The organism is Azospira sp. MPR-E4, from assembly GCF_058809645.1.
The window spans coordinates 1-26184 of record NZ_JBXAST010000047.1 but is presented as its reverse complement, the minus strand read 5'-3'; the positions used below and the strand labels follow the sequence as shown (position 1 = coordinate 26184).

Genomic DNA, 26184 nt, shown 5'->3' with positions numbered 1-26184 from the left:
GTCCCGCCCCGCCCCCAGTGGCAACTGGAGCAGGAAGGCCTGCACCCGCTCCTGGCCCGCATCTACGCCGCCCGGGGCATCAAGCACAAGGCCGAACTGGATTACGACCTGAAAAGCCTGATTCCCCCGAGCCAGCTCACCGGCACCGAAGCAGCCGCCATCCTCCTGGCCGATGCCATCGAGGCCGAGGCCCGCATCCTCGTCGTCGGCGACTACGACTGCGACGGCGCCACCGCCACCGCCGTGGCCGTGCGCGCCCTGCGCCTCCTGGGCGGCACGGTGGACTACCTGGTGCCCGACCGCTTCGTCCACGGCTATGGCCTTTCGCCCCAGATCGTCGAGCTGGCGGCAGAGCGCCAGCCGGACCTGCTGGTCACCGTGGACAACGGCATCGCCAGCATCGAAGGGGTGGAAGCGGCGCGCCAGCTGGGCATCGCCACCCTCATCACCGACCACCACCTGCCGGCCGAGACCCTGCCGGAGGCGGACTGCATCGTCAATCCCAACCAGCCCGGCTGCACCTTTCCCAGCAAGGCCCTGGCAGGAGTCGGCGTCATGTTCTACGTGGCCCTGGCCCTGCGCGCCGAGATGCGCCGCCGCGGCGCCTTCGGCCCGGAGCGTCCGGAGCCCAACTTCTCCTGCCTGCTGGACCTGGTGGCCCTGGGCACGGTGGCCGACGTGGTCAAGCTGGACCACAACAACCGCATCCTGGTGGCCCAGGGCCTGAAGCGCATGCGCGAAGGCAAATTGACGCCGGGCATCCGCGCCCTCTTCCGTGCTGCCGGACGCAATCTGCAGACCGCCTCCGCCTTCGACCTGGGCTTCACCGTCGGCCCCCGCCTCAACGCCGCCGGCCGCCTCTCGGACATGAGCTTAGGCATCGAATGCCTCATCACCGACGACGAGGCCCGGGCCGCCAACATCGCCCAGCAGCTGGATCAGCTCAACCGGGAGCGGCGCGAGATCGAGGCCGGCATGCAGGAACAGGCCCTCATCCACCTGGAAAACTTCGACCTGGAGGCCAGCGGCGCCGGCGTCGCCCTTTTCGACCCGGACTGGCACCAAGGGGTGGTCGGCATCCTGGCCTCCCGCATCAAGGAAAAGCTGCACCGCCCGGTGTTCGCCTTCGCCCGGGGCGACGACGGCCAGATCAAAGGTTCCGGCCGCTCCATCCCCGGCCTGCACCTGCGGGACGCCCTGGATCTCGTCTCCAAGCGGGCCCCCGGCATCCTGCTGCGTTTCGGCGGCCACGCCATGGCCGCCGGCGCCACCCTGATGGAAGATCGCTTCGAGGAATTCAAAACCCTATTCGCCCAGGTGGCCGACGAACTGCTCAACCCGGCGGACCTGACCCGCACCCTGGAGACGGACGGCGCCCTGGAGGCCGGCTACATCTCCCTGCAGGTGGCGGAAATGCTGGCCGGCGAAGTGTGGGGCCAGGGCTTCCCGGCGCCGTTGTTCGAGGACGTGTTCGAGGTGGAAAGCCAGCGGGTGCTGAAGGACAAGCACCTCAAGCTGCGCCTGAAGAAGGAGCGGTCGGTGCTGGAGGCGATCCAGTTCAACGCCACGGAAAACCCCGGCCCCCGGGCCCGCCTGGCCTACCGCCTGACCATCAACGACTACAACGGGGTGCAGACGCCCCAGCTGGTGGTGGAGCACTGCGCCCCGGCCTGAGGAGCAGAAGGGACGGGCTTTCCCAGGCAGCCTGCCGGGAAAGTCGCATGGATGCTGGCTCCCAGGGCAGGTGATTTCCAGCCTTCGCCCCGGGCCGCGACGCCCGCCCGGGCGCCGTCTAGCTGCGCTTCAGGGACACCGCGCCCACCGCCGCCAGGATCAGCAGGGCCGCCACCCCTTCCCGCCAGCCGGGCTGCTCCCCCAGTATCAGGGCGCCGCCGAGGACGCCGATGAGGGGCGTCACCAGGGAGGACAGGGAGGACACCGCCACCGGCACCATCAGCACGATGCGGTTCCAGGCCCAGTAGCAGAACATGAAGGCGACGAAGACGTTGTAGAAGACGCCGAAGGCCGGCCAGAACGAGGGCCAGGCCAGGCGCGAGGTTTCCAGGGGAAGCGCCACCGCCAGCATGGGCAGGCCGCCCAGGACCATCATCCAGCCCGTCAGGGCGGTGGTGGACAGCCCCACCGGCAGACGCTTCAGCAGCACCACCCCGAGGGCCCAGCTCCACGCCGCGCCGACCATGCAGGCCACCCCCACCGGCGCCCGCAGCATGCCTTCCAGGCTGTCGCCCATGAGCACCCCGACCCCGGCCAGGCCCAGCAGCAGGGCCACGATGCGGCCCGCCGTCAGCCGCTCGCCAAGAATCCACACCGACAGCAGCACGCTCCACAGGGGCATGGTGTAGCCCAAGAGGGCCGCCCGTCCCGAGGGCAGCAGGCCGACGCCGTAGATGGCGAGGACGTTCCAGCCGACGATGTTGGTCAGGGTCACCAGGGCCAGGCGGCCCCAGCGGCTGCGGGGCACCCGGATGCTGCCGCCGCCGGCCCGGGCGATGGCCAGGATGCCGAGGCCGCCCAGCAGCAGGCAGCTGCCGCGGAAATAGAGGGGCGGCACTTCGGACAGCACCACTTTCATCACCGGCCAGTTGAAGCCCCAGCCCAGGGCCAGGGCGGCCAGCAGCAGGAGCCCCTGGCGGGGCAGACGTTCGAAACTGGAGGTGGGGAGGGACACCGGCGGCAACCCGGAAGAAAAGGGGCTACGGAGTTTACTCCTTTGCCCGCCTTCCTTGCATCGTCGCGGCCACCGGGAGCCCGGTGCAAAGTGTATAATTGCCGGTTTTCCCAGCAGAACAGCCAAGAACATGGAAGCGGAACAGCTCAACGCCATCGCCAACAAGCTTGCCGACCTGGAATCCCGGTCGGCGGAACTTCGGAGGTATCTTTGACTACGACACCAAGGAAGTCCGTCTAGTCGAAGTCTCCCGGGAACTGGAAAGTCCCGACGTCTGGGACGACGCCAAGCGCGCCCAGGACCTGGGCCGGGAAAAGAAGGCCCTGGAAGGCGTGGTGGTGACCCTGCAGGAAGTGGCCCAGGGTCTGGCCGACGGCAAGGAGCTGTTCGAGATCGCCCGTGAAGAAGGCGACTTCGACACCGTGGCCGCCGTGGCCGCCGACAACGAGGCCATCGAGGCCAAGGTGGCGGCCCTGGAATTCCGCCGCATGTTCAACAATCCCCAGGACCCGAACCCCTGCTTCCTGGAAATCCAGGCCGGCGCCGGCGGTACCGAGGCCCAGGACTGGGCTTCCATGCTGCTGCGCATGTACCTGCGCTACACCGAGCGCAAGGGTTTCGACGTGCAGGTGCTGGAAGAATCCGAAGGCGACGTGGCCGGCATCAAGAGCGCCACCCTGCGCATCGCCGGCGACTACGCCTACGGCATGCTGCGCACCGAGACCGGCATCCACCGCCTGGTGCGCAAGAGCCCCTTCGACTCCAACGCCCGCCGCCACACCTCCTTCACTTCCGTGTTCGTCTATCCGGAAGTGGACGACTCCATCGAGATCGACATCAATCCGGCGGATGTGCGCACCGACACCTACCGGGCCTCCGGTGCCGGCGGTCAGCACATCAACAAGACCGACTCCGCCGTGCGTCTGACCCACGTGCCCACCGGCATCGTGGTGCAGTGCCAGAACGACCGTTCCCAGCACCGCAACCGGGACGAAGCCTGGCAGATGCTGCGGGCCCGCCTCTACGAATTCGAACTGCGCAAACAGCAGGCCGAGCAGCAGAAGCTGGAAGACGCCAAGTCCGACATCGGCTGGGGCCACCAGATCCGCTCCTACGTGCTGGACCAGTCCCGCATCAAGGACCTGCGCACCAACTTCGAAACGGGTAACACCCAGGCCGTACTCGACGGCGACCTCGACGACTTCATCCAGGCCAGCCTCAAGCAAGGCGTGTAAGCGAATAAAACATCAGGCAGACGACCATGACCGAACAGACCGCACAACCCCAGGACGAGAATCAGCTCATCGCCGAGCGCCGGGCCAAGCTGGCCAAGTGGCGCGAGAGCGGCAAGGCCTACCCCAACGACTTCCGCCGCGAGAACACCGCCGGCCGCCTCGACGAGCTGTACAGCGAGAAAACCGCCGAGGAACTGGAAGCCGCCCCCATCAGCGTCAAGGTTGCCGGCCGCATCATGCTGCGCCGCCTCATGGGCAAGGCCAGCTTCGCCACCATCCAGGACGTTTCCGGCCGCATCCAGCTCTACGTCAAGGTGGACCTGGTGGGCGCCGAAGCCTATGACGACTTCAAGCACTGGGACATCGGCGACATCGTCGGTGCCGAAGGCACCCTGTTCAAGACCCGCACCGGCGAACTGACCATCCAGGTCTCCGAGATCCGCCTGCTGTCCAAGGCCCTGCGCCCCCTGCCGGAGAAGTTCCACGGTCTGACCGACATGGAACAGCGCCACCGCCAGCGCTATCTCGACCTGATCATGAACGAGTCCTCCCGGTTCACCTTCGTGGCCCGCAGCCGGATGATCCAGTCCATCCGCAACTACATGATCAGCCACCACTTCCTGGAAGTGGAAACGCCCATGATGCACCCCATCCCCGGCGGTGCCTCGGCCAAGCCCTTCATCACCCACCACAACGCCCTGGACATGGAACTGTTCCTGCGCATCGCGCCGGAGCTGTACCTGAAGCGCCTGGTGGTGGGCGGCTTCGAGAAGGTCTTCGAAGTTAACCGCAACTTCCGCAACGAAGGCCTCTCCACCCGCCACAACCCCGAATTCACCATGATGGAGTTCTACGAGGCCTATGCCGACTACAAGCTCCTCATGGACTTCACCGAAGGCCTGCTGCGCCACGCCGCCCGCGACGCCCTGGGCACCGAGGTGTTCCAGTACCAGGGCCGGGAGCTGGACCTGTCCAAGCCCTTCGCCCGCCTGACCATGGTCCAGGCCGTGCGTGCCCAGTGCCCCGGCTACTCCGAAGCCGAACTGAACGACGCCGAGTGGCTGAAGAAGAAGCTGGGCGAGATGAAGGTCGCGGTGAAGCCCGGCATGGGCCTGGGCGCCCTGCAGCTGCTGATGTTCGAGGAAGTGGCGGAAAGCCAGTTGTGGGACCCCACCTTCATCATCGACTACCCGGTGGAAGTCTCCCCCCTGGCCCGGGCCTCCGACAGCAATCCGGAAATCACCGAGCGCTTCGAGCTGTTCATCGTCGGCCGGGAAATCGCCAACGGCTTCTCCGAGCTGAACGATCCGGAGGACCAGGCCGCCCGCTTCCTGGAGCAGGCCAAGGCCAAGGATGCCGGCGACGAGGAAGCCATGTTCTACGACGCCGACTACATCAAGGCCCTGGAATTCGGCCTGCCCCCCACCGGCGGCTGCGGCATCGGCATCGACCGCCTGGTCATGCTGCTCACCGACACCGCCAACATCCGGGACGTCATCCTCTTCCCCCAGATGCGCAAGGAAGACTGAACGCCGAACCCTATGGACTCCGCCCGGAGTCGATAAAAAAGGCGCGGTGGCCGCAAGGCCCCGCGCCTTTTTCTTGCCTGCGGCCGCGGCCCGGACTCCGGCCCGGCAGGCGCTCCGCCGCCCTAGTGGCCGCCCTGCTCCATGTAGCGTTCCAGGGCGCTGCGGGTATCGGCCAGGAGTTGGGGCAGGCTCTCGCCCAGGCGCCGCACTTCGGCCGCCTGCCCTTCCCGGGCCGCCGCCTCGACCCGGGCCGCCAGTTCGGACAGGGGCCGGGCACCGATGCTGGCAGCGGCGGACTTGAGGCTGTGGGCCGCCTCCCGGGCCGCCGCCAGGTCGTCCTGGGCCATGTTCTGCAGGGCCTGGCTGGCCTGGGCAAGGAAGGTGGAAACGAAGCGGGCCAGGAAGATGCTGCGCACCTCCCCCGCCTCTTCCTGGCGCGCGGCAATGGCGTCCAGCACCGCCGCGTCCAGCAGGGCTCCCGCCTCCCGCTCCGGCCGGGCCTGGACCCGCACCTGGGCGCCGCCTTCCGGCGGTCCCAGCCAGTCGGTGAGCAGGGCCACCAGGGCCAGCTCGTCAAAGGGTTTGGGCAGGAAGCCGTTCATGCCGGCGGCCAGGCAGCGCTGCCGGTCCTCGGCGAAGGAATTGGCGGTGAGGGCGATGATGGCGGTGGGCAGCCGGCCCGCCTGGATCTCCCGCTGGCGCAGCTCCCGGGAGGCGGTGAGGCCGTCCATGACCGGCATCTGACAATCCATGAGGATCAGGTCGAAATCCCGCTCGGCCCATTTTTCCAGGGCCTCCCGGCCGTGGTTGGCCACCTCCACCTGGCAGCCGAAGACCTGCAGCAGGCCCCGGGTCACCTCCTGGTTGGTCAGGTTATCCTCCACCAGCAGCACCTTGCCGTGGAAGCGGGGCCGGTTCGGCACCGCAGCGGCCGCCGGGCGCCAGGCGGCCCCCTGCCACCCGGCAGCCGGCGGCAGCTCGGCACCCCGGGGCGCCACCATGAAGGCCTGGCCGATGCTGCGCACGAATTCCTTGCGCGACACCGGCTTCGACAGGCGCTGGGCAAAGACCTGGGCCAGTTCCCCTTCCAGGGTGCTGGCGCCGAAGTCGGAGAGGGCGATCCACACGCCGCCGCAGCGGCGGTGCCAGTCCTGCCAGGTGGCCTCGGGCAGTTGCAGGTAGCACAGGTCGGCCAGCACCGCCTGGGCCGCGCCCTCGCCCAGGAGCCGCTCCGCCTCGGCGGCATTGCGGGCCAGGCGGCAGTCCAGGCCCAGGCTCTGGGCGTAGTCCTGCAGGATCAGGGCCAGGGTGGGCTGGGGTTCCAGCAGCACCAGGCGGAAGCCCGGATAGTGGATGCCGGTGGGGTTGTCCCGCACCACATGGAAAGGCAGTTCGAAACTGAATTCGCAGCCCTCGCCGGGACGGCTGGAGACGGTCAGGTCCCTGGCCCCCATCAGACGCACCAGCTCCCGGCTGATGGCCAGGCCCAGGCCCGTGCCTTCGGCCCGCCGGCTGGCGGCCTCCTCGATCTCGGCCGGGGTCTGGGAGGCGGCGCTGGTCTGGGAATAGGCCTGGAACAGCTTGCCCTGCTCCGATTCGGGAATGCCGGGCCCGGTGTCGCGCACGGTGAAGCGCAGCAGGATCACGTCGCCCCGCTCCCGGCTGTCGCCGGCGGCCCCCGGACTGCGCTCCACCCGCAGGCAGACTTCGCCCTGCTCGGTGAATTTGACCGCGTTGCCGAGCAGGTTGAAGAGCACCTGCTTGAGCCGGTTGGGGTCCCCCGCCAGGGTCACGGGCAGTTCGCCCTTGAGATGCACCGCCAGCTCCAGGCCCTTTTCCCGGGCATTGGGCGCCAGCAGCAGGGCGGCGCTCTCCACGGTGTCGGCCAGGTCGAAGGGCACCGCATCCACGGTCAGCTTGCCGGCCTCGATCTTGGAAAAATCGAGCACGTCGTTGAGCACGTTGAGCAGGGTTTCGCCGGAACGCAGGGCGGCCTCGGTCATGCGCCGCTGGTCGCCGGAGAGGGCCGTGGTCTGCAACAGGCGGATCATGCCCAGCACGCCGTTGAGGGGGGTGCGGATCTCGTGACTCATGGTGGCGAGGAAGCGGCTCTTGACCCGGCTCGCCTCCTCCGCCGCATCCCGGGAATGGGTCAGTTCCTCGGTGCGGGAGGCCACCATTTCCTCCAGGGATTCCCGATAGCGGGCCAGACGTTCGTCCCGCTGCTCGATCTCCGCCAGCATGGCATTGAAACTGTCGATGAGGCGGCCCACCTCGTCCTCACTGCCGCTCTCCTCCCGCTCCACCCGCAGGGAAAAGCGCTTGTGCCGGGTGATGTCCCGGGTAGCCTGCTCCAGGCGCACCACCGGGGCGGCGATGATGTGCTGCAGGCGACGTGCCGCCAGCACCGCAGCGAGCATGGAAAGCACCGTCACCAGCAGCCAGATGAGGGCGCCCCGGCCCACCGCATCCCAATAGCCGTCGCGGCTGGCCAGCAGTTCGATGTGGCCGACCACGCCGCTGCGGAAGACGATTTCCCGGCTCTCCCGGATACGGTTCCAAGAGGCCGGCAGCCAGGCCAGGCGCTCCTGCTGCAGGGGGTTGCCGCGCAGGTAGCGGGCGAAGAGCTGGCCCTGGGCATCGCTGACCAGCACCTCGATCACCGCCGGGTCGGCGGAAAGGGCCCGCAGGGTATCCTGGGCCGCCTTGCCGTCGTTGAAGACCAGGGGCGCCTCCAGGTTGCGGGCGGTGACGTCGAGCAGGGCCTGCAGGTTTTCCCGGTTGAACTGCTCCACCTCGCGCAGGCCGTGGATCAGGGTCAGGCTGGCATAGACCAGCAGGGCCGAGGCGGCCACCAGCATGAGGACCAGGCGCAGCTTTTCGCCGATGGGCAGGGAGCGGAATCTACGGCGCATCATCGTGGCCTTCCGTAAATGGTGCGGGCCAGGCGCAGGAGATGGGCGCTGAGCCGGATGTTGGCGCGGCGCAGGGCCGCAAGATTGACGTCGAAGGCGACCTGGGTGCCTTCCCGGGCCAGGCCCACCATGCAGCCCTGGCTGACCAGGTCCTCGCCTTCGCACACCGTCAGCACCGGCGCCGTCGCCAGGGCCTGGGTCCACTCCAGGTCCCAGTCCCCCTGGCTGCGCCCGGGGGCGTCGCCGAGGAACAGCACCTGGCAGTCCCGGGCCTCGGCCGCGCGGCTGCGGGGAGAGACGCCGATGCGCCGCCCGAGCAGGGTCTGGCTGTCCAGGGCGAGCAGGGAATCGACCACCGCCCCCCGGCCGGCGACGCAGATCAGGGTGTGTTTGACCGACCAGTTGCCCTCGCCCCACTCCGCGTAGTTGGCCAGATTGGCTACCAGGGCCGCCTTCACCGCCGCCTCCGAGGGCGGGTTGGCCAGCGCCCACAGGGGCCAGCAGCAGAGCAGCAGCAGGCAACGCCTCACGTCAGAAGCCCCAGCTCAGCACGACGCTGAGTTCCCGGCGCAACACGGTTTCCTGGAAGAAGGGCTGGTCGCCGAATTCCCGGTGCTTGGGCCCCAGGAGATTGCGTCCGATCAGGGAGACTTCGCTGCGCCGGTCCAGGCGCCGGGTCCAGCGCAGGTCAAAGGTGCCGTAGCCGGCGACGCCGCGCTGGTCCATGGGGCCGACGCCGCGCCAGGTCAGGTCCAGGCGCTGGTTGCGGGACAGGTCCCAGAGGGAGCGGATGAACAGCTGCTCCCGGGGAAAGCCGCCCTGGAAGGAGATCAGGGCCGGGCCGGCGGGCCGGCTGCTGTAGTCCAGGGCCTCCCGGTACAGGGTGAAGCCGCCGCGCAGCTGCCAGTGGGCCGCCGCCTGCCAGTCCAGCGCCCATTCCAGGCCCCGGGTGCGGCCCTGGGCATTGTTGAAGTACATCATGGAACTGGCGCCATCGAACTCGATGGTCTGCAGGTCCTTGTAATGATTCTGATAGACCGACACATCGCTGCTCAGGTTCGGCGTCAGCTGGGCCCGCCAGCCGGCCTCCAGGCTGCGCAGCCGCTCCGGGCGGAAGGCCGGATTGCCGACGGCCGGCAGAGGCCCGACTCCGGGGCCGTTGAAGCGGATGGCCGTATCCACCTGGTTGGGGGAACGCACCGCCCGGGCCGTGCCGGCCCACAGGGTGTGGCCGGCGGCGGCGTTCCACACCACCCGCAGGTTGGGCTGCCATTCGCTGCCGTGGTCGGGAACCCGCTCCAGCTTGGCCCCGGCGATGATCTGCAGGGTTTCCGGGATGACGGTCCACTCGTCCTGGACAAACAGGTTGGTGACGGTGCGCTGGGAACTGACCGGGCTGAAGGAGAGCTTGGCCGAGCTCACCGAGTCGAAACGGTACTGGCGCCAGCCGCCGCCCCACACCAGCCGGTGGGCCGGGCTCAGGTTGACCGTGTGCTGCAGATCCACGTCCGCCACGGTCTCTTCCAGCACCGCGCCGGAAGAGGGCTCCCGGCGCCAGGAGTGGTCCACATAGGACTGCACCTGCAACTGGGAGCCATCGCCCAGGCGGCGGCTGAGACGGCCCAGCAGGTGCTGGCCGGAAATGTCGTTGGCCGTGGACAGGGGATAGGGAGCACCGCCGCTATGTCCCTGGTAGGCCTCGCCGTTGACCATCCAGGTGTCGCTGCCGGCGGCGCTGTCGGCGCGGAAGCCGATGCGGTCGGCGCGCCAGGTGTCGCCGGCACCGCTGCCGGTGAGGGACTGGTGGTCGTCCCGGCTGCGGCTGCGGGCGTAGAGGCGCCAGGCACCGCCCTCCTCCGTGGTGCTGCCCCAGCGCACGTTGGCCATGCCCTTTTCCACGTTACCCACCGCCAGGGTCGCCTGGCCGCCCTGGGTCTCGTGGGCGGAGCGGGTGACGATGTTGATCACCCCATTGACTGCGTTGGCGCCCCACAGGGCGGCCCCCGGCCCCCGCACCACCTCGATGCGGGCGATGTCGTCGAGGGCGATGTCGTAGGCGTCCCAGAAAACGCCGGAATAGATGGAGTTGTAGATGCTGCGGCCGTCGATCAACACCAGCAGCTTGCCGCCGAAAAAGCCGTTGAAGCCCCGGGCGGAGACGCCCCACTTGTTGCCGTCGATCTGGGCCACGTGCAGGCCGGGCACGGTGCGCAGCAGGTCCGGCAGGGTGGTGGCGCCGAGGCGCTGGATGTCCTCCCGCCGCAGCACGGTGGTGGCAGCCGGCGCCTGGGCCAGTTCGGAAGGGTGCTTGAGCACGGAGCTGACTTCCGTACGCAGCAGCTCTTCGATGGAAAGGGTGGACAGGCTGGCCAGCTCGGCCGCCACGGGCTCATCCCCGGCCGCACGGGCCGGTTCCTGGAGCAAACAGGCGGCGCTGCACGAAGCCAGCGCCAGCAGCGCAGAAAGACGCGCCTTGAAAGGCATGCACACCACCCCTGAACGTTTCTTGTTGTTCGATGCTCTATGGCAAGGAGCCCCCAGGCCCCTTTTTATGAAGGGTGGATTTTATCGGCTTGAAGCCCCCAGGGAAAGCGAATCGATTGTATCTACGCCGAAAAACCGGCCTTGGGGCACACCGCCCTCCCCTTGCGGCAAGAAGCATTAACAAAGGTAACAATCTGTTTCCCCGGTCGGCAAAAGGCCGGGCAAGGCGTTCTAATAGCCATGGAATCCCTCATTCGCCCCCGGAGCAACGCCATGGAAGTCAAAGCCCTCCACCCCCTGATCAAGATCGCCGCCGTTTCCGTCACCGCCCTCAGCCTGGCCGGTGTCGGCGTCCTCACCGGCATCCTGCCGGCCCCAGGCCAAAACAAGCCGGCGGAAACGCCCAGTGCCACCATGGCCGCCGCAGAACCTGCCCCGGCAACGATCGCAGCCCCGGCCACCACCACGCCCCCGGCTGAAGCCGCCCCCCCGGCCGCCGCCAAGACGGCGACGCCGGTGGCCGCCAGCAAGCCCAAGGAAAGCGTCAAGCGGGCCAAGCCCGTGACCAAGGAACAGCCGGCAGCTGCCACCGTGGCCCAAGGCGAAGCCGTGCCGGCCAAGGCGGCGGCACCTGTATGCAAGGACTGCGGCGTCATCGAAAGCATCATGGAAGTGAAGAAGCCCGGTGAAGGCACGGGCCTGGGCGCCGTCGCCGGCGGCGTCCTCGGCGGTCTCCTGGGCAACCAGGTGGGGGGCGGCAAGGGCCGCACCGCCATGGCCGTCCTCGGTGCCGCCGGTGGCGCCTACGCCGGGCACCAGGTGGAAAAGAACGCCCGCAGCAACATGGAATACCAGATCACGGTGCGCTTCGACGACGGCACCACCCAGCGCTTCACCGAGGCCAATCCTCCGGCCTGGCGCCAGGGCGACCGGGTCAAGGTCAGCGACGGCATCCTGCGCAGCGCCGACTGAAGCCCGGGCTTAACGGCCCCATGGGGGCGTGCGACAATCCGCCCCCATGAGCACGCCCGCCTCCCCTGCCCCCCATTCAGTCGCCGACGCCAATCCCGACGCCTACCGGCCCCTCGTTCCCGCCCGCCTCTGCCGCAACGACGCCGGCGTGCCCTACTCGCCGGACTACGACGACATCTACCACACCGCCGCCGGGGCCCTGGGCCAGGCCCGCCACGTCTTCCTCGCCGGCAACGGCCTGCCCCGGCGCTGGCAGCAGCGGGAAAGCTTCACCATCGTCGAGACCGGCTTCGGCATCGGTCTCAATTTCCTCGCCACCTGGGCCGCCTGGCGGGACGATCCGGCCGCCTGCCGGCGCCTGCATTTCGTCTCCCTGGAAAAGCATCCCTTCAGCGCCGCCGACCTGGGCGAACTGCACGCCGCCCATCCCGAGCTGGCAGACCTGGCGGCCGAGCTGCGGGCCCAGTGGCCCCTACTCACCCCCGGCGTGCACCGCCTGCATTTCGCCGGCGGCCGGGTCAGCCTGACCCTTTTCTTCGGCGACGCCCAGAGCCTGCTGCCCCAGTTGCGGCTGGCCGCCGACGCCTTCTACCTGGACGGTTTCGCCCCGGCCAAGAATCCGGACCTGTGGTCCCCCTTCGTCTTCCGCGGCCTGGCCCGCTGCGCCGCCGCCGGCGCCACCCTGGCCACCTGGTCGGTGGCCGCCGGGGTGCGCGAAGGCTTGCAGGCCGTCGGTTTCGTCAGCGACAAGGCCCCCGGTTTCGGCAGCAAGCGGGACATGCTGCAGGGCCAGTACCGGGGCCCGGGCGTGCGCCGGACGGTGATGCCGGGCAAGCGCATCCTGGTCATCGGCGCCGGTTTCGCCGGCACCTCCACGGCCCACCGCCTGGCGGAGCGGGGCTACCAGGTGACTCTGCTGGATCAGGCCGAGGGCCCCGGCTGCGGCGCCTCCGGCAACCGGGTCGGGGTCCTGCGCCCCCTGCCCAGCCTGGACGACAACCGCCTCTCCCGCCTTACCCGCAGCGCCTTCCTGTACACCCGCCGCCACCTGCTGGCCCTCTCCGCCGCCGGCCTGCCGGTGCGCTGGGGCGCCAGCGGCGTCCTGCACCTGGCCCGGGACAAGACCCACGAAGCCACCCAGCGCCAGGTGGCCGAAACCTTCGCCGCCCCCGAGCTGTTCCGTTACGTGGACGCGGCCGAGGCCTCCCGCCTCATCGGCTGGCCGGTATCGGTGGGCGGCTGGCATTTCCCCGGCGGCGGCTGGGGCATGCCCCCCAGCCTGTGCCAGGCCAACCTGCAGGCCCATCCGGCCATCGAGCAACGCTACAGCCAGCGGGTGGAAAAACTGCAGGCCGGCGCCGACGGCTGGGCCGCCTACGCCGCCGACGGTACCCTGCTGGCTGAGGCCGACCAGGTGGTGCTGGCCAATGCCGCCGACGCCAGGCGCCTGGGGGGCTGCGACTGGCTGCCCCTGCGCAGCGCCCGGGGCCAGGCCACCCTGGTGCCGGAGACAGCCACGCCGCCCCTCGACATGGTGGTGTGCCGCCTCGGCTACGTGACGCCGGCCCTGGACGGCCTGCGGGTCTGCGGCGCTTCCTTCCTGGCCGGGGATGAAGACCCCCAGCCGCGCCTGGAAGAGCAGCAGGACAACCTGGCCAAGCTCAATTTCATCCTGCCCGGTTTCGCCAAGGACCTGGCAGCGGCAGACCTGGGCAGCCGGGTGGGCTTCCGCCCCATTTCCCCGGACCGCCTGCCCATGCTCGGCCCCCTGCCGGAAAACACCGCCCCGGCAACCGGCGCCCGCCTGCAGACCCTGCCGCGCCGCCCCGGCCTGTGGCTGGCCAGCGGCTTCGGCGCCCGGGGCTTCGTCTGGTCCGCCTGGGCCGGCGAATTCCTGGCCAGCCAGATGGCCGGCGATCCCCTGCCCCTGGAAGGGGACCTGGCGGACGCCCTAGACCCGGCCCGCTTCCTGCTCAAGCCGGTGAAGGCCGCACGCTTCAACGACCGGGAATAGCCCCTGCCACCGCCAGGGCCAGACGCTGGCCCGCCTCGGCCTCGAGCCGGGGAGCCCGTTCCTGCAGATAGTCCAGGAAGGCCTGGGCCAGGGGCGTCAGGCGCTTGCCTGCCGGCGCCACCACCTGCCAGCGGGCCGGAATGGGCGTGCCCCGCACCGGCAGCACGGCGATCCCCAGTTCTTCCGGATGGGGCCCCAGGGCGTGGGCCGACAGCACGGACAGGCCCAGCCCCCCCGCCACCGCCTGACGCACCGCCTCGTTGCTGCCCAGCTCCAGCCGGGGCCGCAGCTGCACGCCCCTGGCGGCAAAGAACTCCTCAGCCGCCAGCCGGGTGCCGCTGCCCGGTTCCCGCAGCACGAATTCCGCATCGGCCAGGGCCCCTGCCGCCACCTGCTTGCGCTTGGCCAGGGGATGGTCGGCCGCCGCCACCACCACCAGCGGATTGGTCAGGAAGGGAACGGCGCTCACCGGCGTCTCCGCCGGCGGCTTGGTCATGATATACAGGTCGTCCTGGTTCTCCAGCAGCCGGCCGACCACCGCCTGCCGGTTCAGGACCACCAGGGACACTTCCACCGCCGGCCGGACCTTGCGGAACTCCCCCAGCAGGCGGGGAATGAAGGCTTCGGCGGTACTGACCACTGCCAGCCGCAGCCGCCCCCCCTGGTCGCCCCGCAGCACGGCCAGCTCGTTTTCCAGCTGCCCCAGCTCCTCCGCCACCCGGGCGGCGGCGGCCGCCACCAGGCGCCCCGCTTCCGTCAGGTGCAGCCGGCGTCCCACCCGCTCGTGCAGGGGCAGGCCGACCTGCTCGGCCAGCTGCTTGAGCTGGGCCGAGAGGGTGGGCTGGGTCAGGTGCAGGCGCTCCGCCGCCCGGGAAACGCTCCCTTCCTGGGCAGTGGCCAGCAGCAGGCGCAGTTGATGGAGGGTCAGGTGCAGGGAGCCGCCAAGCCGATACATATATTGATATTTATCTATGCAATATTTAGAAATATATGATTTTTACAAATACATGAAAAGACTCAGAATGCGCCACACCAAAACAAACGGAGTCTGTTCGTGCTTGATGCCGTCCCCTTTTTCTTCGCCCTCGGCGCTGTCGCCAGCCTGGCCCGCAGCGAGCTGAAGCTGCCGACTGCGGTTTTCGAGGCCCTCTCCATCTACCTGCTGCTGGCCATCGGCCTCAAGGGCGGCAGCGAAATCGCCCATAGCAGCGACCCGGCCCTGCTGACCCATGCCGCCCTGGCCATCGGCCTGGGAGCCCTCATCCCCCTCTTCGCCTTCCCCCTCTTCCGCCTGCGCTTCAACCGCTTCGATGCGGCCTCCCTGGCCGCCCATTACGGCTCCATCAGCGTCGTCACCTTTGCCGTCGGCACCACCGTACTGGCCAGCCGTGGGGTGGCCTACGAAGGCCATCTGGCCCTGCTGGCCGCCCTCATGGAGGCGCCCGCCATCCTGGTGGCCACCGTGCTGGCCCGGCTTGGCGGCGAAGAGCGCCCGGACTGGCGCAAGCTGATCCATGAAGTCTTTGCCAACAAGAGCGTGCTGCTGCTCCTGGGCGGCATCCTCATCGGCTGGGCGGCCGGCCCCCACGGCACCGAGCCCCTGAAGCCCCTCTTCACCGACCTCTTCAAGGGCGCCCTGTGCCTGTTCCTCCTGGAAATGGGGCTGGTGGCGGCCTCCCGCCTGGGGGACCTGCGCAAGGCCGGGTTCTTCCTGGTGGCCTGCGGCATCGCCCTGCCCCTGGGCAACGCCGCCCTGGGCTGGCTGGCCGCCAGCTGGATGGGGCTGTCCGTGGGCGGGACCGTGCTGCTCATGACCCTGGCGGCCTCCGCCTCCTACATCGCCGCACCGACGGCCATGCGCCTGGCGGTGCCGGAAGCCAACCCGGCCCTGGGTATCGCGGCGGCCCTGGCCCTCACCTTCCCCTTCAACGTGCTCTTCGGCATTCCCCTTTACCTGTGGGTAGCCCAGCAGCTGGCCTGAAGTCCGGCCTTCCGCCCCCCCCAAAAAAACGGCAGCCCCAGGGCTGCCGTTTTTTTTCATGAAGCCGGAATCAGCGGTAGAAGACCTGGAAGCGCACCTTGCCCTGGTCGCCCAGAATCACCACATCCCCGTCCTGCAGGGTCACCTCGCCCACGCGCTGGGCCATGTTGCCGTTGTGGAAGGTGCCGTTGGTGGACTGGTTGTCCCGCAGCAGCAGCTTGCCGCCGATGGGGCCAACCCAGGCGTGGCGGTTGGAAACGTGGGGATCGCCGATGACCACGCTGGCCTCCACCGAGCGTCCCAGCATGAGGCCCTGGCCCACGGGAAATTCCTGACCCTGCAGGGGGCCGGCAATGCAGCGCAGGCAGGCCACCGGCTCCGGCCGGGAAACCAGGGTGGCATCGCTGCCCGGCATTGCCTCGGCAACGGCAGCAGGAGCGGCAGGTGCCGGTGCCACCGGCGGCAGGGTGGCCACCGGCGACGCCACGGCGGGCTCGACGCGGCCAGCCCCAGGCTGGGACGCCTCGCCGGCCAGCAGGCGGCGGTAGGTGGACACCTTGTTCCAGTGGATGATCCAGCACACCAGGCTGACCAGGCCGAACAGCAGGCCGAGGAAGGGAATGGGCGAAAGCAGGCCGAAGATGCAGCTGATGAGGCCCACGGTCAGGCCGCCGTCGCCGAAGGCCTGGGTCTGCCGCACCTCGCCCTCCCGCTTGAGGGCGCTGGAGAGGATCACCACCGCAGCCAGCCAGACGATGAAGCCGATGGCGGGGATCAGGGTCAGCCACACCAGGGCCGAGGGAATGGCCGGGCGGAATTCGGGACGGGTGGCATCCAGGCAGCGCTGCAGGTTGAGCAGATAGAAGACCATGGCGACGATGACGCCGATGGCGAGCAGCAGGACCAGACCGACAACGATGAAGCCCAATCCCACCATGGCATTGGCTGCGGAATCGTGCATGGAGTTCTCCCTGAAACGGCCCGTGGCCCGGGCCTGTCAATGATTTGAGTGCAACGCGGCAACTGGCTCGGGACTATAGACCAGCCCCCCGAGCTAAGCAAACGGCATGACCGGCGCCCCATGAAAAAAGGCCCTGCAGCAGCAGGGCCCTTTCACGGCACGGAAGCGGGACGGGATTACTCGTCGTCGCACTCGCCGTCGTCGTGCACGTGACCGTGTTCCAGCTCGGTGGCGCTGGCGGGGCGCACGGCGGTGACGGTGCAGGTGAACACCAGGGCGGTACCGGCCAGGGGATGGTTGCCGTCCAGGACCACCTTGCCGTCGGCGATGTCGGTGACGCGGTAGAGGATGAAGTCATCGTCGTCGCTGCCTTCGGGGGCACCTTCGAACTGCATGCCCACTTCCAGGGTCTCGGGGAAATTCTCCCGGGGCTCCATCTGCACCAGTTCGGAATCGTATTCGCCGAAAGCGTCGTCCGGCTGCAGCTTGACCTTGACGGTTTCGCCCACGCTCTTGCCCTGCAGGGCCTCTTCGATCTTGGGGAAGATATCGTCGTAACCGCCGTGGATGTAGACCAGCGGATCCTTGCCCGCATCCACCAGGACGCCGTCCGGATCGGTGACGTTGTAGTCCAGGGTGACGACGGTATTCTTAGCTACTTGCATGGGGAATTTCCTAAAGTTCCTTGGCCAGGCGCAGCATTTCCAGCGCATGGCCCTTGGCGTTGACGCCGTAGAAGGCGTGGCGAACAAGGCCCTGTTTGTCGATGACGAAGGTGGAGCGGAGGATGCCGTGCTTTTTCACGCCGTCCACTTCCTTCGCCTGCCACACCCCGTAACGACGGCAGACCTGGCCCTCCTCGTCCGACAACAGGCGCACGGAAATGCCGTGCTTGTCGCGGAACGCGGCGTGACGCAGACAGTCGTCCCGGCTGATGCCGAGCAGGGTGCAGTCCCGGCGCTCGAACTCGTCCTCGTGATCGGAAAAGTCCGTGGCCTCCAGGGTGCAGCCCGGGGTGTCGTCTCTGGGGTAGAAGAAGAGAATGATGTGGCGCTTGCCCTTGTATGCCGCAAGCTCCACCAGCTCCATGTCTGCATCCGGAAGCGCAAACTCCGGCGCAGCCTGACCAGGTTTCAGCATTGCTGTCTCCTCAAAGACGCCTCAAGGACCTTGCCCGAGGTGAGCCGATTCTAGCCGAGCTTGAAGGGCCGTGCCAGCGACCGAACAAATGTCCGGGAGGGCCGGCGGCGGCGTTAGAATGGCCAATTGCACCGGGCCGGCGGCATCGCTATTCATCCGGCATTGACGGAACCTTCATTCGCCTGCCCGGGTCAGCCTCTCTTTGCCGTCGAAAGGAAAGCCATGCATCCCTCCCGCCCGACCTCCCGCCTCAGCTTCGCCCTGCTCGCCCTCGGCCTCGCCGCTGCCGCCCAGGCCGGCACCACGGTGGACCTTTCCGCCAGCGCCAGCCGCAGCGCCCCCAACGACCTGGTCCTGGCCAGCGTCTTCGCCGAAGCCAGCGGCCCCACCACCGCCGACCTGGCGCAGAAGGTGAACACCCAGATCGCCGAAGGCCTGCGTACCGCCAAGGCCTACAAGGACGTCAAGGTGCGCAGCGGCGGCACCCACACCTATCCGGTTTACGGCAAGAGCGGGCGCATCGAGTCCTGGCGCATGCGCTCCGACATCGCCCTGGAAGCCCGGGACGCCGCCGCCCTCTCCGAGCTGCTGGGCAAGCTGCAGGCCACCATGGGCGTGGGCGGCGTGCAGTTCATGCCAACCCCGGAAACCCAGAAGAAGGCCGAGGATGAAGCCACCGTGGAGGCCATCGCCGCCTTCAAGGCCCGGGCCAAGCTGGTGGGCGACACCCTGGGCAAATCCTGGCGCATCAAGCAGCTCAGCGTCGGCAGCAGCGGCGGCCGCCCCCCCGTCTATCCGCGCATGAAGAGTGCCCTGATGGCCGCCGAGGCCGTTCCCATGCCCCTGGAAGGCGGCGACTCGGCCGTCACGGTGAACATTTCCGGCCAGATCGAACTGGCCGATTGAGGCCGCCACGCCCCTGCCCGGCAGGATGGCCGGACGGGGGCCGATGCAACATCCGGTAACAACTTGCCGTCCCGGTACGGCCCAGGGGCCCGCTATACTTCGGCTCAAAATTCCTAAGGCTTCGGCCGCGCCCCGATGAAACCCGCAACCATGCCCGTGACGGCACCTGCCCGCTCCGCTTTCGCCCCCCTTCCCCTGGCCCTGGCGTTCGCCGCGGCCCTGGCCGCCGCCCCGACCCTGGCCCTGGACCCCCTGGGCAGCGATGCCCTGGCGCCGCCCCGACCGGCCCTCGGCGGCAGCGAGGGCCAGGGCGCCAATCCCTGCCCCGAGCAGCCGGTCAGCGGCCCCCTGTCCCTCACCGAGGTGGTGGAGCGGGCCCTCTGCCACAATCCCCAGACCCGGGAAGTGTGGGCCAACGCCCGGGCCCAGGCGGCCCTGGTGGGCGTGGCCCAGGCGGCCTACCTGCCCGGCCTCAGCCTCAGCGCCGGCCAGAGCCGCAACCGCAACGACAGCCGCAAGCCGGAGAGCTACACCCAGAAAAATGCCGGCCTGACACTTTCCTACCTGCTGTTCGACTTCGGCGCCCGGGCCGCCACCCTGGAGAATGCGCGGCAGTTGCTGGCCGCCGCGGCCGCCACCCAGGACAGCACGGTGCAGGCCGTGTTCCTCGCCGCCCTGCAGGCCTACTACCAGGTCCAGGCCACCGAGGCGGCCCTGGTGGCCGCCCGGGAATCGGAACGGGCCAGCCTGGAAAGCTTCAACGCCGCCGATGCCCGCTACAAGGTGGGCTCCGCCACCCCGGCGGACCGGCTGCAGGCCCAGACCGCCTACTCCCAGGCCTCCCTCAAGCGCATCCAGGCTGACCGGGATTTCAAGAATGCCCAGGGCACCCTGGCCAACGTCATCGGCGGCGAGGCCCACCGTCCGCCGGCCCTGGTGCCCGCCACGCCGGTGGTCGCCCCGACCCGGGAATTCACGGCGGATGTGGACGCCCTGGTGGCGGAAGCCCGGCGCCGCCGGCCCGACCTGGTGGCGGCGGAGGCCCAGTACCAGGCGGCCCAGGCCAATGTGGAGGCGGTGCGCGCCGCCGGCCTGCCCACCCTGTCCCTCAGCGCCGGCCCGGCCTACCAGGATCTGGGCGGCAACGTCAGCAATACCTCGAGCATCGGCGTCACCCTCAACGTGCCCCTGTTCACCGGTTTTTCCACCACCTACAAGGTGCGCAACGCCGAATCCCTGAAGGAAGCCCGGGAAGCCCAGCGGGAACGCATCCGCCAGCAGGTGGCCCTGGACGTGTGGAAGGCCTATCAGGGCCTCATCACCGCCGGCCAGTCCCTGCAGACCACCGCCGACCTCCTGGTCTCCGCCGAGGCGGCGGAAAAGGTCGCCCTGGGCCGCTACAAGGCCGGCCTGGGCAGCATCCTGGACGTCCTCAACGCCCAGAGCGCCCTGGCGGCGGCCCGCCAGCAGCGGGTCCAGGCCACCTTCGAGTGGAACGTCTCCCGCGCCACCCTGGCCCAGTCCATGGGCAACCTGGACATTTCCCTGCTGCAAAGCCTCCCCGACGCAGCCACCGCCAATGCCGGCCAGCCCGCCGCCAGCGGCCCCATCCAAGGCTCCAACTGATCATGAAACGCCCCCAGAAGAAAACCGTCGTCCTGATTCTGGCCGCCCTGCTCCTCGCCGGCGGCGGCTACGTCGCCTACCAGAAGCTCACCGCCCCGGGCCTGGAACAGCGCTACAAGCTGCAGACCCTGGAAAAGGGGGAACTGACCCAGAGCGTCTCGGCCAACGGTACCCTCAACCCGGTGACCCTGGTCAACGTGGGTACCCAGGTTTCCGGCACGGTGAAAAAGCTCTACGTGGATTTCAACGACCAGGTGAAGCAGGGCCAGATATTGGCCGAGCTGGACGACTCCCTCTATTCCGCCCAGGTACACCAGAGCGATGCCAACATCGCCAGCGCCAGGGCCTCCCTGGACCTGGCCATCGCCAGCGAGGAACGCATGAAGTCCCTCTTCGCCCAGGAATACGTCAGCCGCCAGGAACTGGACCAGGCGGTGCAGGCCCGCCGCAGCGCCCAGGCCCAGCTCAACCAGTACAAGGCGGCCAACGACAAGGACCGGGCCAACCTGGGCTACTCGGTGATCCGCTCCCCGGTTTCCGGCGTGGTGGTGGACCGGCAGATCGACGTGGGCCAGACCGTGGCCGCCAGCTTCCAGACCCCCACCCTGTTCAAGATCGCCCAGGATCTGACGGCCATGCAGATCTACACCAGCTTCGCCGAGGCCGACATCGGCAACATCAAGGTGGGCCAGCCGGTGAAGTTCAATGTGGATGCCTTCCCCAACCGCCAGTTCAAGGGCGAGGTGAAGCAGGTGCGGCTCAACCCCACCACCCAGCAGAACGTGGTCACCTACAACGTGGTGGTGGTGGTGGACAACCCGGAGCAGATACTCCTGCCGGGCATGACCGCCTATGTGAACATCGCCGTGGCCAAGCGCAGCGAGGTGCTGCTGGTGCCCAACGCGGCCCTACGCTACAAGACCAACGGCGGCCAGAAGCCGGCCCCGAATGCCGCCAGCAATGCCGCCGCCAATGGCGCCCCGGCCGGCAGCCCGCCGGGAGCAGCCGGCCCCGGCAACGGCAAGGGTGCCGGCGAGCGCCAGCGCAAGCGGGACAGCGCCAGCGGCACCGTCCATGTGCTGCGCGGCGGCGAAGTGGTGCCGGTCAGCGTCAGCCTGGGCATCACCGACAACCGCAACACGGAAATCGTCGGCGGCGAACTCAATGCGGGGGACCAGGTGATCGTCGGCGAGAACCTGCCGGACGGCGCCAATGCGGGCGGCAGCGGCGGCGGCACCATGCGCATGAGGATGTTCTGATGAGCGCTGCGACGGCCTCCGCCGACGCGGCGGCGGTGATCGAGGTGGCAGGCCTGGACAAGGCCTACGACACGCCCATGGGCCCCTTCCCGGTGCTCAAGGGCGTCAGCCTTGCCATCCATGCCGGCGAGTTCGTCGCCATCATGGGCCCCTCCGGCTCCGGCAAGTCCACCTTCATGAACATCCTGGGCTGCCTGGACCGGCCCAGCGGCGGCGACTATATCCTCGACGGCAAGCACGTCTCGGCCCTGGACAAGGACCAGACCGCCCTGCTGCGCAACCGCACCATCGGCTTCGTCTTCCAGGGCTTCAACCTGCTGCCGCGCATGAGCCTGGAGGACAACGTGGCCCTGCCCCTGGTCTATTGCGGCGTGGACAAGGAAGAGCGGCGCCAGCGGGCCCGGGAACTGCTGGCCAAGGTGGGCCTGGGCCAGTACGCCAAATCCCTGCCCAACCGCATCTCCGGCGGCCAGCAGCAGCGGGTGGCCATCGCCCGGGCTCTGGTGAACCGGCCCCGCCTGATCCTGGCCGACGAGCCCACGGGCAACCTGGACAGCCACACCAGCGAGGAGATCATGGCCCTGTTCGAGGAACTGAACCGGGAAGGCATCACCATCGTTCTGGTCACCCACGAGCCGGATATCGCCCAGCACGCCAAACGCCAGGTACGCTTCCTCGACGGCCGCATCGTGCACGATGCGCCGACCCACCACGACCTGCCCGCCGGGGAGACCCAGCCATGCTGACCGCCATGCTCGGCGAAGCCTGGCGCGCCATGGGCGCCAACCGGCTGCGCACCTTCCTCACCATGCTCGGCATGGTCATCGGCGTCGGCGCCGTGGTGCTGATGCTGGCCATCGGCCAGGGCGCCCAGTACGCCGTGGCCCAGTCCATCAACTCCATGGGCAGCAACCTGTTCATCGTCCTCTCCGGCTTCACCAACGCCGGCGGCGTGCGCAGCGGCAGCGGCAACGCCCCCACCCTGACCGTCACCGATGCGGAAGCCATCACCGAGCTGGACGGTGTGGAAACGGCGGCGCCGGTGCACCAGGGTTCGGCCCAGCTGGTGTATGGCTCGAGCAACTGGAATTCCTACGTCATCGGCACCACGCCGGCCTATCTGGACGTGCGCTCCTGGGCCCTGGTGGACGGCTCGCCCTTCACCGATTCGGACCTGCGGGCCTCGACCCGGGTGGCCCTGATCGGCAAGACCGCGGCCCAGAACCTGTTCGGCGCCGAGAACCCGACGGGCAAGACCCTGCGCATCGGCCAGGCCCCCTTCCTCATCCTCGGCGTGCTGGCGCCCAAGGGCCAGAGCCTGGACGGACGGGACCAGGACGATGTGCTCATCGTTCCCCTCACCACGGCCCAGCGCAAGCTCTTCGGTACGCCCTTCCAGGGCTCGGTGCGGGCCATCATGGTCAAGGCCGCGGCGCCCGAGGTGATGCCGGCGGTGGAAAATTCCATGAACGCCCTGCTGCGCCAGCGGCACCGCATCCGCCCCGGCCAGGACGACGACTTCAACGTGCGCAACCTCACCGCCGTGGCCGATTCGGCGGCGGAGACCACCCGCATCATGTCCCTGCTACTGGGCGCCATCGCCTCCGTCTCCCTGCTGGTGGGCGGCATCGGCATCATGAACATCATGCTGGTCTCGGTCACCGAACGGACCCGGGAGATCGGCATCCGCATGGCCATCGGCGCCCGGGAGAAGGACATCCTGACCCAGTTCCTGCTGGAGGCCATCGTCATCTCCATCGCCGGCTGCCTCATCGGCCTGCTGCTGGGCATCGGCGGCGCCGTGCTGACCAACCTGCTCACCGGCACCGCGGTGATCATCTCCGGCAGTTCGGTCATCGTCGCCTTCAGCGTCGCCGCCGGGGTCGGCATCTTCTTCGGCTACTACCCGGCCCGCAAGGCCGCCCGCCTGGACCCCATCGAGGCCCTGCGCTACCAGTAGGACTTCGCAAAGCCCTGCCTCACCAGGCAGAAGGGACGCCACTCTTCACCGCATCACCGTGGAGAATGGCGTCCCTTCTGCGTTTCAGGCCTGGTCATAAAGGCGGGCCACAGAGGGCACAGAGAACACAGAGTTAAGGCGTCGCCGTGGCAAAGCTGGGGGCAAAAAAAACGGCGGCCCGTGGCCGCCGTTTCAACTCTCTGTGTTCTCTGTGCCCTCTGTGGCTAAGCTTCCCCCACCTCAGTCAATGCGGAAGAAAGCGATGTTCTGCTTCAGCCGCTCGGCCTGGGAATGGAGTTCCTGGGCCGTGGCCGCCAGTTCCTCGGAGGCGCTGGCGTTGTGCTGGGTGGTCTGGTTCACCTGGCTGATGGCCTGGCTGATCTGGCCGGCGCCGATGGCCTGCTCCTCGGAGGAGGCGGCGATTTCCTTGACCAGCTGGGCGGTCTTTTCGATGTTGGGCATCATGTCCTGGAACAGGCGCCCGGCGTTTTCCGCCTGCTCCACGCTCTTGCCGGCCAGCTCGCCGATCTCGTGGGCGGCGGCCTGGGAACGCTCGGCCAGCTTGCGTACCTCGCCGGCCACCACGGCGAAGCCCTTGCCGTGCTCGCCGGCCCGGGCCGCCTCGATGGCGGCGTTGAGGGCCAGCAGATTGGTCTGGTAGGCGATCTCGTCCACGATGCCGATCTTGTCGGCGATCTGCTTCATGGCCTCCACCGTGGCGCCCACGGTCTTGCCGCCGACCTGGGCATCGCTGGCGGCCCGGGCCGACATGTCCTGGGTCAGGTGGGCGTTGTCCTTGTTGTGCTCGATATTGGCCGACATCTGCTCGATGGAGGCGGAGGTCTCCTCGACGCTGGCGGCCTGCTCGGAGGCGGACTGGGAGAGGCTGTGGGAGGTGACGCTGACCTGGTCCGAGGCATTGACCAGGGCGTCGGCGCTGACCCGCACCTCCTGGATGACCTTGCGGGTGCGGTCGATCATGCGTTCGGCCGCCTGCAGCATGAGGCCGATTTCATCCTTGGCGTCGGAGGAGGCATGGACCGTCATGTCGCCCTCGGCCAGGGCCTCCATCACCTTCTGCATGCGCTGCACCGGCCCGACGATGGTCTTCATCAGATAGACGGAGAAACCGATGAGCAGGATCAGGCCACCGATGGCCAGGCTGCCCTGGGTGGTGGCGGCCTTGAAGAAGACCGCATCCACGTCATCGATATAGATGCCCGAGCCCACCAGCCAGCCCCATTCCTTGAAGGCCTTGACGTAGGAGATCTTCTCCACCGGCTCGCTCTTGCCCGGCTTGGGCCAGAAATAGGCGTAGTAGCCCTGGCCCACGTCCCGGCCGATGCGGGACATTTCCGAGAACAGGCGGTTGCCCTTGGGGTCCTTGGTCTCGGCGAAGTTCTTGCCATCCATCTCCGGCTTGATGGGATGCATGACGATGTTGGCGTTGAAGTCCATGAGGAAAAAATATTCCTCGCCCTCGTAACGCAGGCCCTTGATGGCGGCGGCGGCGGTCTGCCGCGCGTCCTCCTCGGAGAGGCGGCCGGCCTGCTGCTCCCGGTAGTAGTAGGCCAGGATGCCGTGGGCCGTTTCCACCACGTTCTTGGTCTTCAGCTTGCGGTCTTCCAGCAGGTTTTCCTTGAGCAGGAACAGCCCCTGGCCGGAATTGACGAGGAAGCCGGCGACCGCCAGGGCCACCAGCAGGAAAAGCTTCCAACCCAGCTTCATGTTTTTCATCGAATGTCTCCCGCCTCTCAACCCGTAGTTGTGCCAGCGATATTGTTTTAGGTCGGCCCCTCCCCACCTCGGTCGGCGGGGCTGCCGCAGGCTATTCTAGCCATTTTGTCGCCGTCTTTGCGCATCGCTTTTGGCACTGGCCTGCCGGGGCGGGTAAAATGGCGGGCTTGAGGTGGTGGCCCCGGCGCCGCGACCTGTCCACCATCCCTGCCCACCATCCCGCCCACGCCCCATGTCCGCAAACCGCCGCCTCCTGGACCGCAGCCTTGCCGCTGTCTGGCATCCGTGCACCCAGATGCAGCACCACCTGGCGGCCGACGGACTGCCCCTGATCCCCGTCCAGAGCGGCGAGGGGGTATGGCTGACGGACTTCGACGGCCGCCGTTACCTGGACGGGGTCAGTTCCTGGTGGGTAAATCTCTTCGGCCACCGCAACCCGCGCATCAACGCCGCCCTCAGGGACCAGCTGGAAACCCTGGAGCACGTGATCCTGGCCGGCTTCACCCACGAGCCGGTGGTGCAGCTCTCCGAGCGCCTCTCCGCCCTTACCGGCGGCGCCCTGGGCCATGCCTTCTACGCCTCCGACGGCGCCTCGGCCACCGAGATCGCCCTGAAGATGTCGCATCATTACTGGCGCAACACGGGCCAGCCGGAGAAGACCGATTTCCTTTGCCTGGAAGGCAGCTACCACGGCGAGACCGTGGGCGCCCTGGCGGTCACCGACGTGGCCCTGTTCAAGGATGCCTACGCCCCCCTGATCCGCCCCGCCGCCGTCC

The 26184-nt window shown here is 68.4% G+C and carries 21 protein-coding genes; 12 read left to right on the top strand and 9 right to left on the bottom strand.

The annotated features are described in order from the left end of the window. The coding region (gene recJ / locus AC1RTA_RS12875; protein ID WP_492784913.1) for a single-stranded-DNA-specific exonuclease RecJ at window positions 1-1674 on the top strand (1674 nt) is incomplete at its 5' end. Window positions 1675-1792: 118 nt separating this feature from the next. On the opposite strand, the gene AC1RTA_RS12870 is transcribed toward recJ, so the two are convergent. After that, window positions 1793-2689 (bottom strand): DMT family transporter, encoded by an 897-nt coding sequence (locus AC1RTA_RS12870; RefSeq protein WP_205231194.1) that lies wholly within the window; start codon window positions 2687-2689, stop codon window positions 1793-1795. 130 nt (window positions 2690-2819) lie between these two features. Here AC1RTA_RS12870 and prfB point away from each other — a divergent pair. Further along, window positions 2820-3924, top strand: a protein-coding gene (gene prfB, locus AC1RTA_RS12865; protein WP_014237878.1) for a peptide chain release factor 2 whose coding sequence is annotated in 2 segments (ribosomal slippage) — window positions 2820-2900 and window positions 2902-3924 — 1104 coding nt in all. Because the reading frame shifts where the segments join, the coding sequence is not laid out codon by codon here. A gap of 26 nt (window positions 3925-3950) precedes the next feature. After that, on the top strand, window positions 3951-5453 hold the full coding sequence (lysS, locus tag AC1RTA_RS12860; RefSeq protein ID WP_152089066.1) for a lysine--tRNA ligase: 1503 nt from the start codon (window positions 3951-3953) through the stop codon (window positions 5451-5453). A 122-nt stretch (window positions 5454-5575) separates the two neighbouring features. Here the strand turns inward: lysS and AC1RTA_RS12855 are convergent, their stop codons facing one another. From AC1RTA_RS12855 to AC1RTA_RS12845, 3 genes are read right to left on the bottom strand one after another with little or no spacing between them, the layout of a single operon-like run. Beyond that, window positions 5576-8371 carry a response regulator gene (locus AC1RTA_RS12855; protein ID WP_152089065.1) on the bottom strand — a complete coding sequence of 932 codons (2796 nt, stop codon included), beginning with the start codon at window positions 8369-8371 and terminating at the stop codon, window positions 5576-5578. Further along, entirely contained in the window at window positions 8368-8898 is a 531-nt protein-coding gene (locus AC1RTA_RS12850; RefSeq protein ID WP_492784912.1) for a YfiR family protein, read from the bottom strand. The genes AC1RTA_RS12855 and AC1RTA_RS12850 overlap by 4 nt, the downstream gene beginning before the upstream one ends. Window position 8899: 1 nt before the next feature. Next, a complete protein-coding gene (locus AC1RTA_RS12845; RefSeq protein ID WP_492784911.1) occupies window positions 8900-10753 on the bottom strand; it encodes a TonB-dependent receptor plug domain-containing protein in 1854 nt (617 codons plus the stop codon). Between the two features lie 372 nt (window positions 10754-11125). Here AC1RTA_RS12845 and AC1RTA_RS12840 point away from each other — a divergent pair, with 372 nt between their 5' ends. Both AC1RTA_RS12840 and mnmC read left to right on the top strand, forming a co-directional pair. Further along, the gene (locus tag AC1RTA_RS12840; protein ID WP_492784910.1) at window positions 11126-11824 is read left to right on the top strand and encodes a glycine zipper 2TM domain-containing protein; all 699 of its coding nucleotides are present in this window, start codon (window positions 11126-11128) and stop codon (window positions 11822-11824) included. Between the two features lie 46 nt (window positions 11825-11870). Beyond that, window positions 11871-13838, top strand: a complete 1968-nt coding sequence (mnmC, locus tag AC1RTA_RS12835; RefSeq protein WP_492784909.1) for a bifunctional tRNA (5-methylaminomethyl-2-thiouridine)(34)-methyltransferase MnmC2/FAD-dependent 5-carboxymethylaminomethyl-2-thiouridine(34) oxidoreductase MnmC1 — start codon at window positions 11871-11873, stop codon at window positions 13836-13838. On the opposite strand, the gene AC1RTA_RS12830 is transcribed toward mnmC, so the two are convergent. Beyond that, window positions 13822-14772 (bottom strand): LysR family transcriptional regulator, encoded by a 951-nt coding sequence (locus AC1RTA_RS12830; protein WP_130459273.1) that lies wholly within the window; start codon window positions 14770-14772, stop codon window positions 13822-13824. The genes mnmC and AC1RTA_RS12830 overlap by 17 nt on opposite strands. 120 nt (window positions 14773-14892) lie before the next feature. On the opposite strand from AC1RTA_RS12830, the gene AC1RTA_RS12825 reads away from it, so the two are divergent. After that, window positions 14893-15819 (top strand): sodium-dependent bicarbonate transport family permease, encoded by a 927-nt coding sequence (locus AC1RTA_RS12825; RefSeq protein WP_130458640.1) that lies wholly within the window; start codon window positions 14893-14895, stop codon window positions 15817-15819. Between the two features lie 70 nt (window positions 15820-15889). On the opposite strand, the gene AC1RTA_RS12820 is transcribed toward AC1RTA_RS12825, so the two are convergent. The 3 genes from AC1RTA_RS12820 to AC1RTA_RS12810 all read right to left on the bottom strand — a co-directional run bounded on the left by AC1RTA_RS12820 (window position 15890) and on the right by AC1RTA_RS12810 (window position 17920). Next, window positions 15890-16780 (bottom strand): FHA domain-containing protein, encoded by an 891-nt coding sequence (locus AC1RTA_RS12820; protein WP_492784908.1) that lies wholly within the window; start codon window positions 16778-16780, stop codon window positions 15890-15892. 176 nt (window positions 16781-16956) lie between these two features. Next, a complete protein-coding gene (locus tag AC1RTA_RS12815; RefSeq protein ID WP_014237888.1) occupies window positions 16957-17445 on the bottom strand; it encodes an FKBP-type peptidyl-prolyl cis-trans isomerase in 489 nt (162 codons plus the stop codon). A 10-nt stretch (window positions 17446-17455) separates the two neighbouring features. Continuing rightward, window positions 17456-17920 carry a peroxiredoxin gene (locus AC1RTA_RS12810; RefSeq protein ID WP_014237889.1) on the bottom strand — a complete coding sequence of 155 codons (465 nt, stop codon included), beginning with the start codon at window positions 17918-17920 and terminating at the stop codon, window positions 17456-17458. 222 nt (window positions 17921-18142) lie between these two features. On the opposite strand from AC1RTA_RS12810, the gene AC1RTA_RS12805 reads away from it, so the two are divergent. From AC1RTA_RS12805 to AC1RTA_RS12785, 5 genes are all read left to right on the top strand, one after another. Then, window positions 18143-18826, top strand: a complete 684-nt coding sequence (locus AC1RTA_RS12805) for an SIMPL domain-containing protein (protein WP_492784907.1) — start codon at window positions 18143-18145, stop codon at window positions 18824-18826. 135 nt (window positions 18827-18961) lie between these two features. Further along, a complete protein-coding gene (locus AC1RTA_RS12800; RefSeq protein WP_492784906.1) occupies window positions 18962-20452 on the top strand; it encodes a TolC family protein in 1491 nt (496 codons plus the stop codon). Between the two features lie 2 nt (window positions 20453-20454). Beyond that, window positions 20455-21711, top strand: coding sequence for an efflux RND transporter periplasmic adaptor subunit (locus AC1RTA_RS12795; RefSeq protein WP_492784905.1), 1257 nt, complete (start codon window positions 20455-20457; stop codon window positions 21709-21711). Beyond that, window positions 21711-22457, top strand: a complete 747-nt coding sequence (locus tag AC1RTA_RS12790; RefSeq protein WP_152089058.1) for an ABC transporter ATP-binding protein — start codon at window positions 21711-21713, stop codon at window positions 22455-22457. The genes AC1RTA_RS12795 and AC1RTA_RS12790 overlap by 1 nt, the downstream gene beginning before the upstream one ends. Continuing rightward, window positions 22451-23671, top strand: coding sequence for an ABC transporter permease (locus AC1RTA_RS12785; protein ID WP_014237894.1), 1221 nt, complete (start codon window positions 22451-22453; stop codon window positions 23669-23671). Before AC1RTA_RS12790 ends, AC1RTA_RS12785 begins: the two co-directional genes overlap by 7 nt. Window positions 23672-23911: 240 nt before the next feature. Here the strand turns inward: AC1RTA_RS12785 and AC1RTA_RS12780 are convergent, their stop codons facing one another. After that, complete coding sequence (locus tag AC1RTA_RS12780) at window positions 23912-25408, bottom strand: methyl-accepting chemotaxis protein (RefSeq protein WP_130458645.1); 1497 nt, start codon at window positions 25406-25408, stop codon at window positions 23912-23914. Between the two features lie 232 nt (window positions 25409-25640). Here AC1RTA_RS12780 and AC1RTA_RS12775 point away from each other — a divergent pair. After that, window positions 25641-26184: aminotransferase class III-fold pyridoxal phosphate-dependent enzyme (locus AC1RTA_RS12775; RefSeq protein ID WP_492784904.1), on the top strand; the 544-nt coding region annotated here is incomplete at its 3' end.

Coding starts and splice junctions, on each gene's coding strand:
- lysS (WP_152089066.1), top strand. CDS start 3,951: ATGACCGAACAGACCGCACAACCCCAGGACGAGAATCAGCTCATCGCC.
- AC1RTA_RS12855 (WP_152089065.1), bottom strand. CDS start 8,371: ATGATGCGCCGTAGATTCCGCTCCCTGCCCATCGGCGAAAAGCTGCGC.
- AC1RTA_RS12840 (WP_492784910.1), top strand. CDS start 11,126: ATGGAAGTCAAAGCCCTCCACCCCCTGATCAAGATCGCCGCCGTTTCC.
- mnmC (WP_492784909.1), top strand. CDS start 11,871: ATGAGCACGCCCGCCTCCCCTGCCCCCCATTCAGTCGCCGACGCCAAT.
- AC1RTA_RS12820 (WP_492784908.1), bottom strand. CDS start 16,780: ATGCACGATTCCGCAGCCAATGCCATGGTGGGATTGGGCTTCATCGTT.
- AC1RTA_RS12815 (WP_014237888.1), bottom strand. CDS start 17,445: ATGCAAGTAGCTAAGAATACCGTCGTCACCCTGGACTACAACGTCACC.
- AC1RTA_RS12810 (WP_014237889.1), bottom strand. CDS start 17,920: ATGCTGAAACCTGGTCAGGCTGCGCCGGAGTTTGCGCTTCCGGATGCA.
- AC1RTA_RS12805 (WP_492784907.1), top strand. CDS start 18,143: ATGCATCCCTCCCGCCCGACCTCCCGCCTCAGCTTCGCCCTGCTCGCC.
- AC1RTA_RS12800 (WP_492784906.1), top strand. CDS start 18,962: ATGAAACCCGCAACCATGCCCGTGACGGCACCTGCCCGCTCCGCTTTC.
- AC1RTA_RS12795 (WP_492784905.1), top strand. CDS start 20,455: ATGAAACGCCCCCAGAAGAAAACCGTCGTCCTGATTCTGGCCGCCCTG.
- AC1RTA_RS12790 (WP_152089058.1), top strand. CDS start 21,711: ATGAGCGCTGCGACGGCCTCCGCCGACGCGGCGGCGGTGATCGAGGTG.
- AC1RTA_RS12785 (WP_014237894.1), top strand. CDS start 22,451: ATGCTGACCGCCATGCTCGGCGAAGCCTGGCGCGCCATGGGCGCCAAC.
- AC1RTA_RS12780 (WP_130458645.1), bottom strand. CDS start 25,408: ATGAAAAACATGAAGCTGGGTTGGAAGCTTTTCCTGCTGGTGGCCCTG.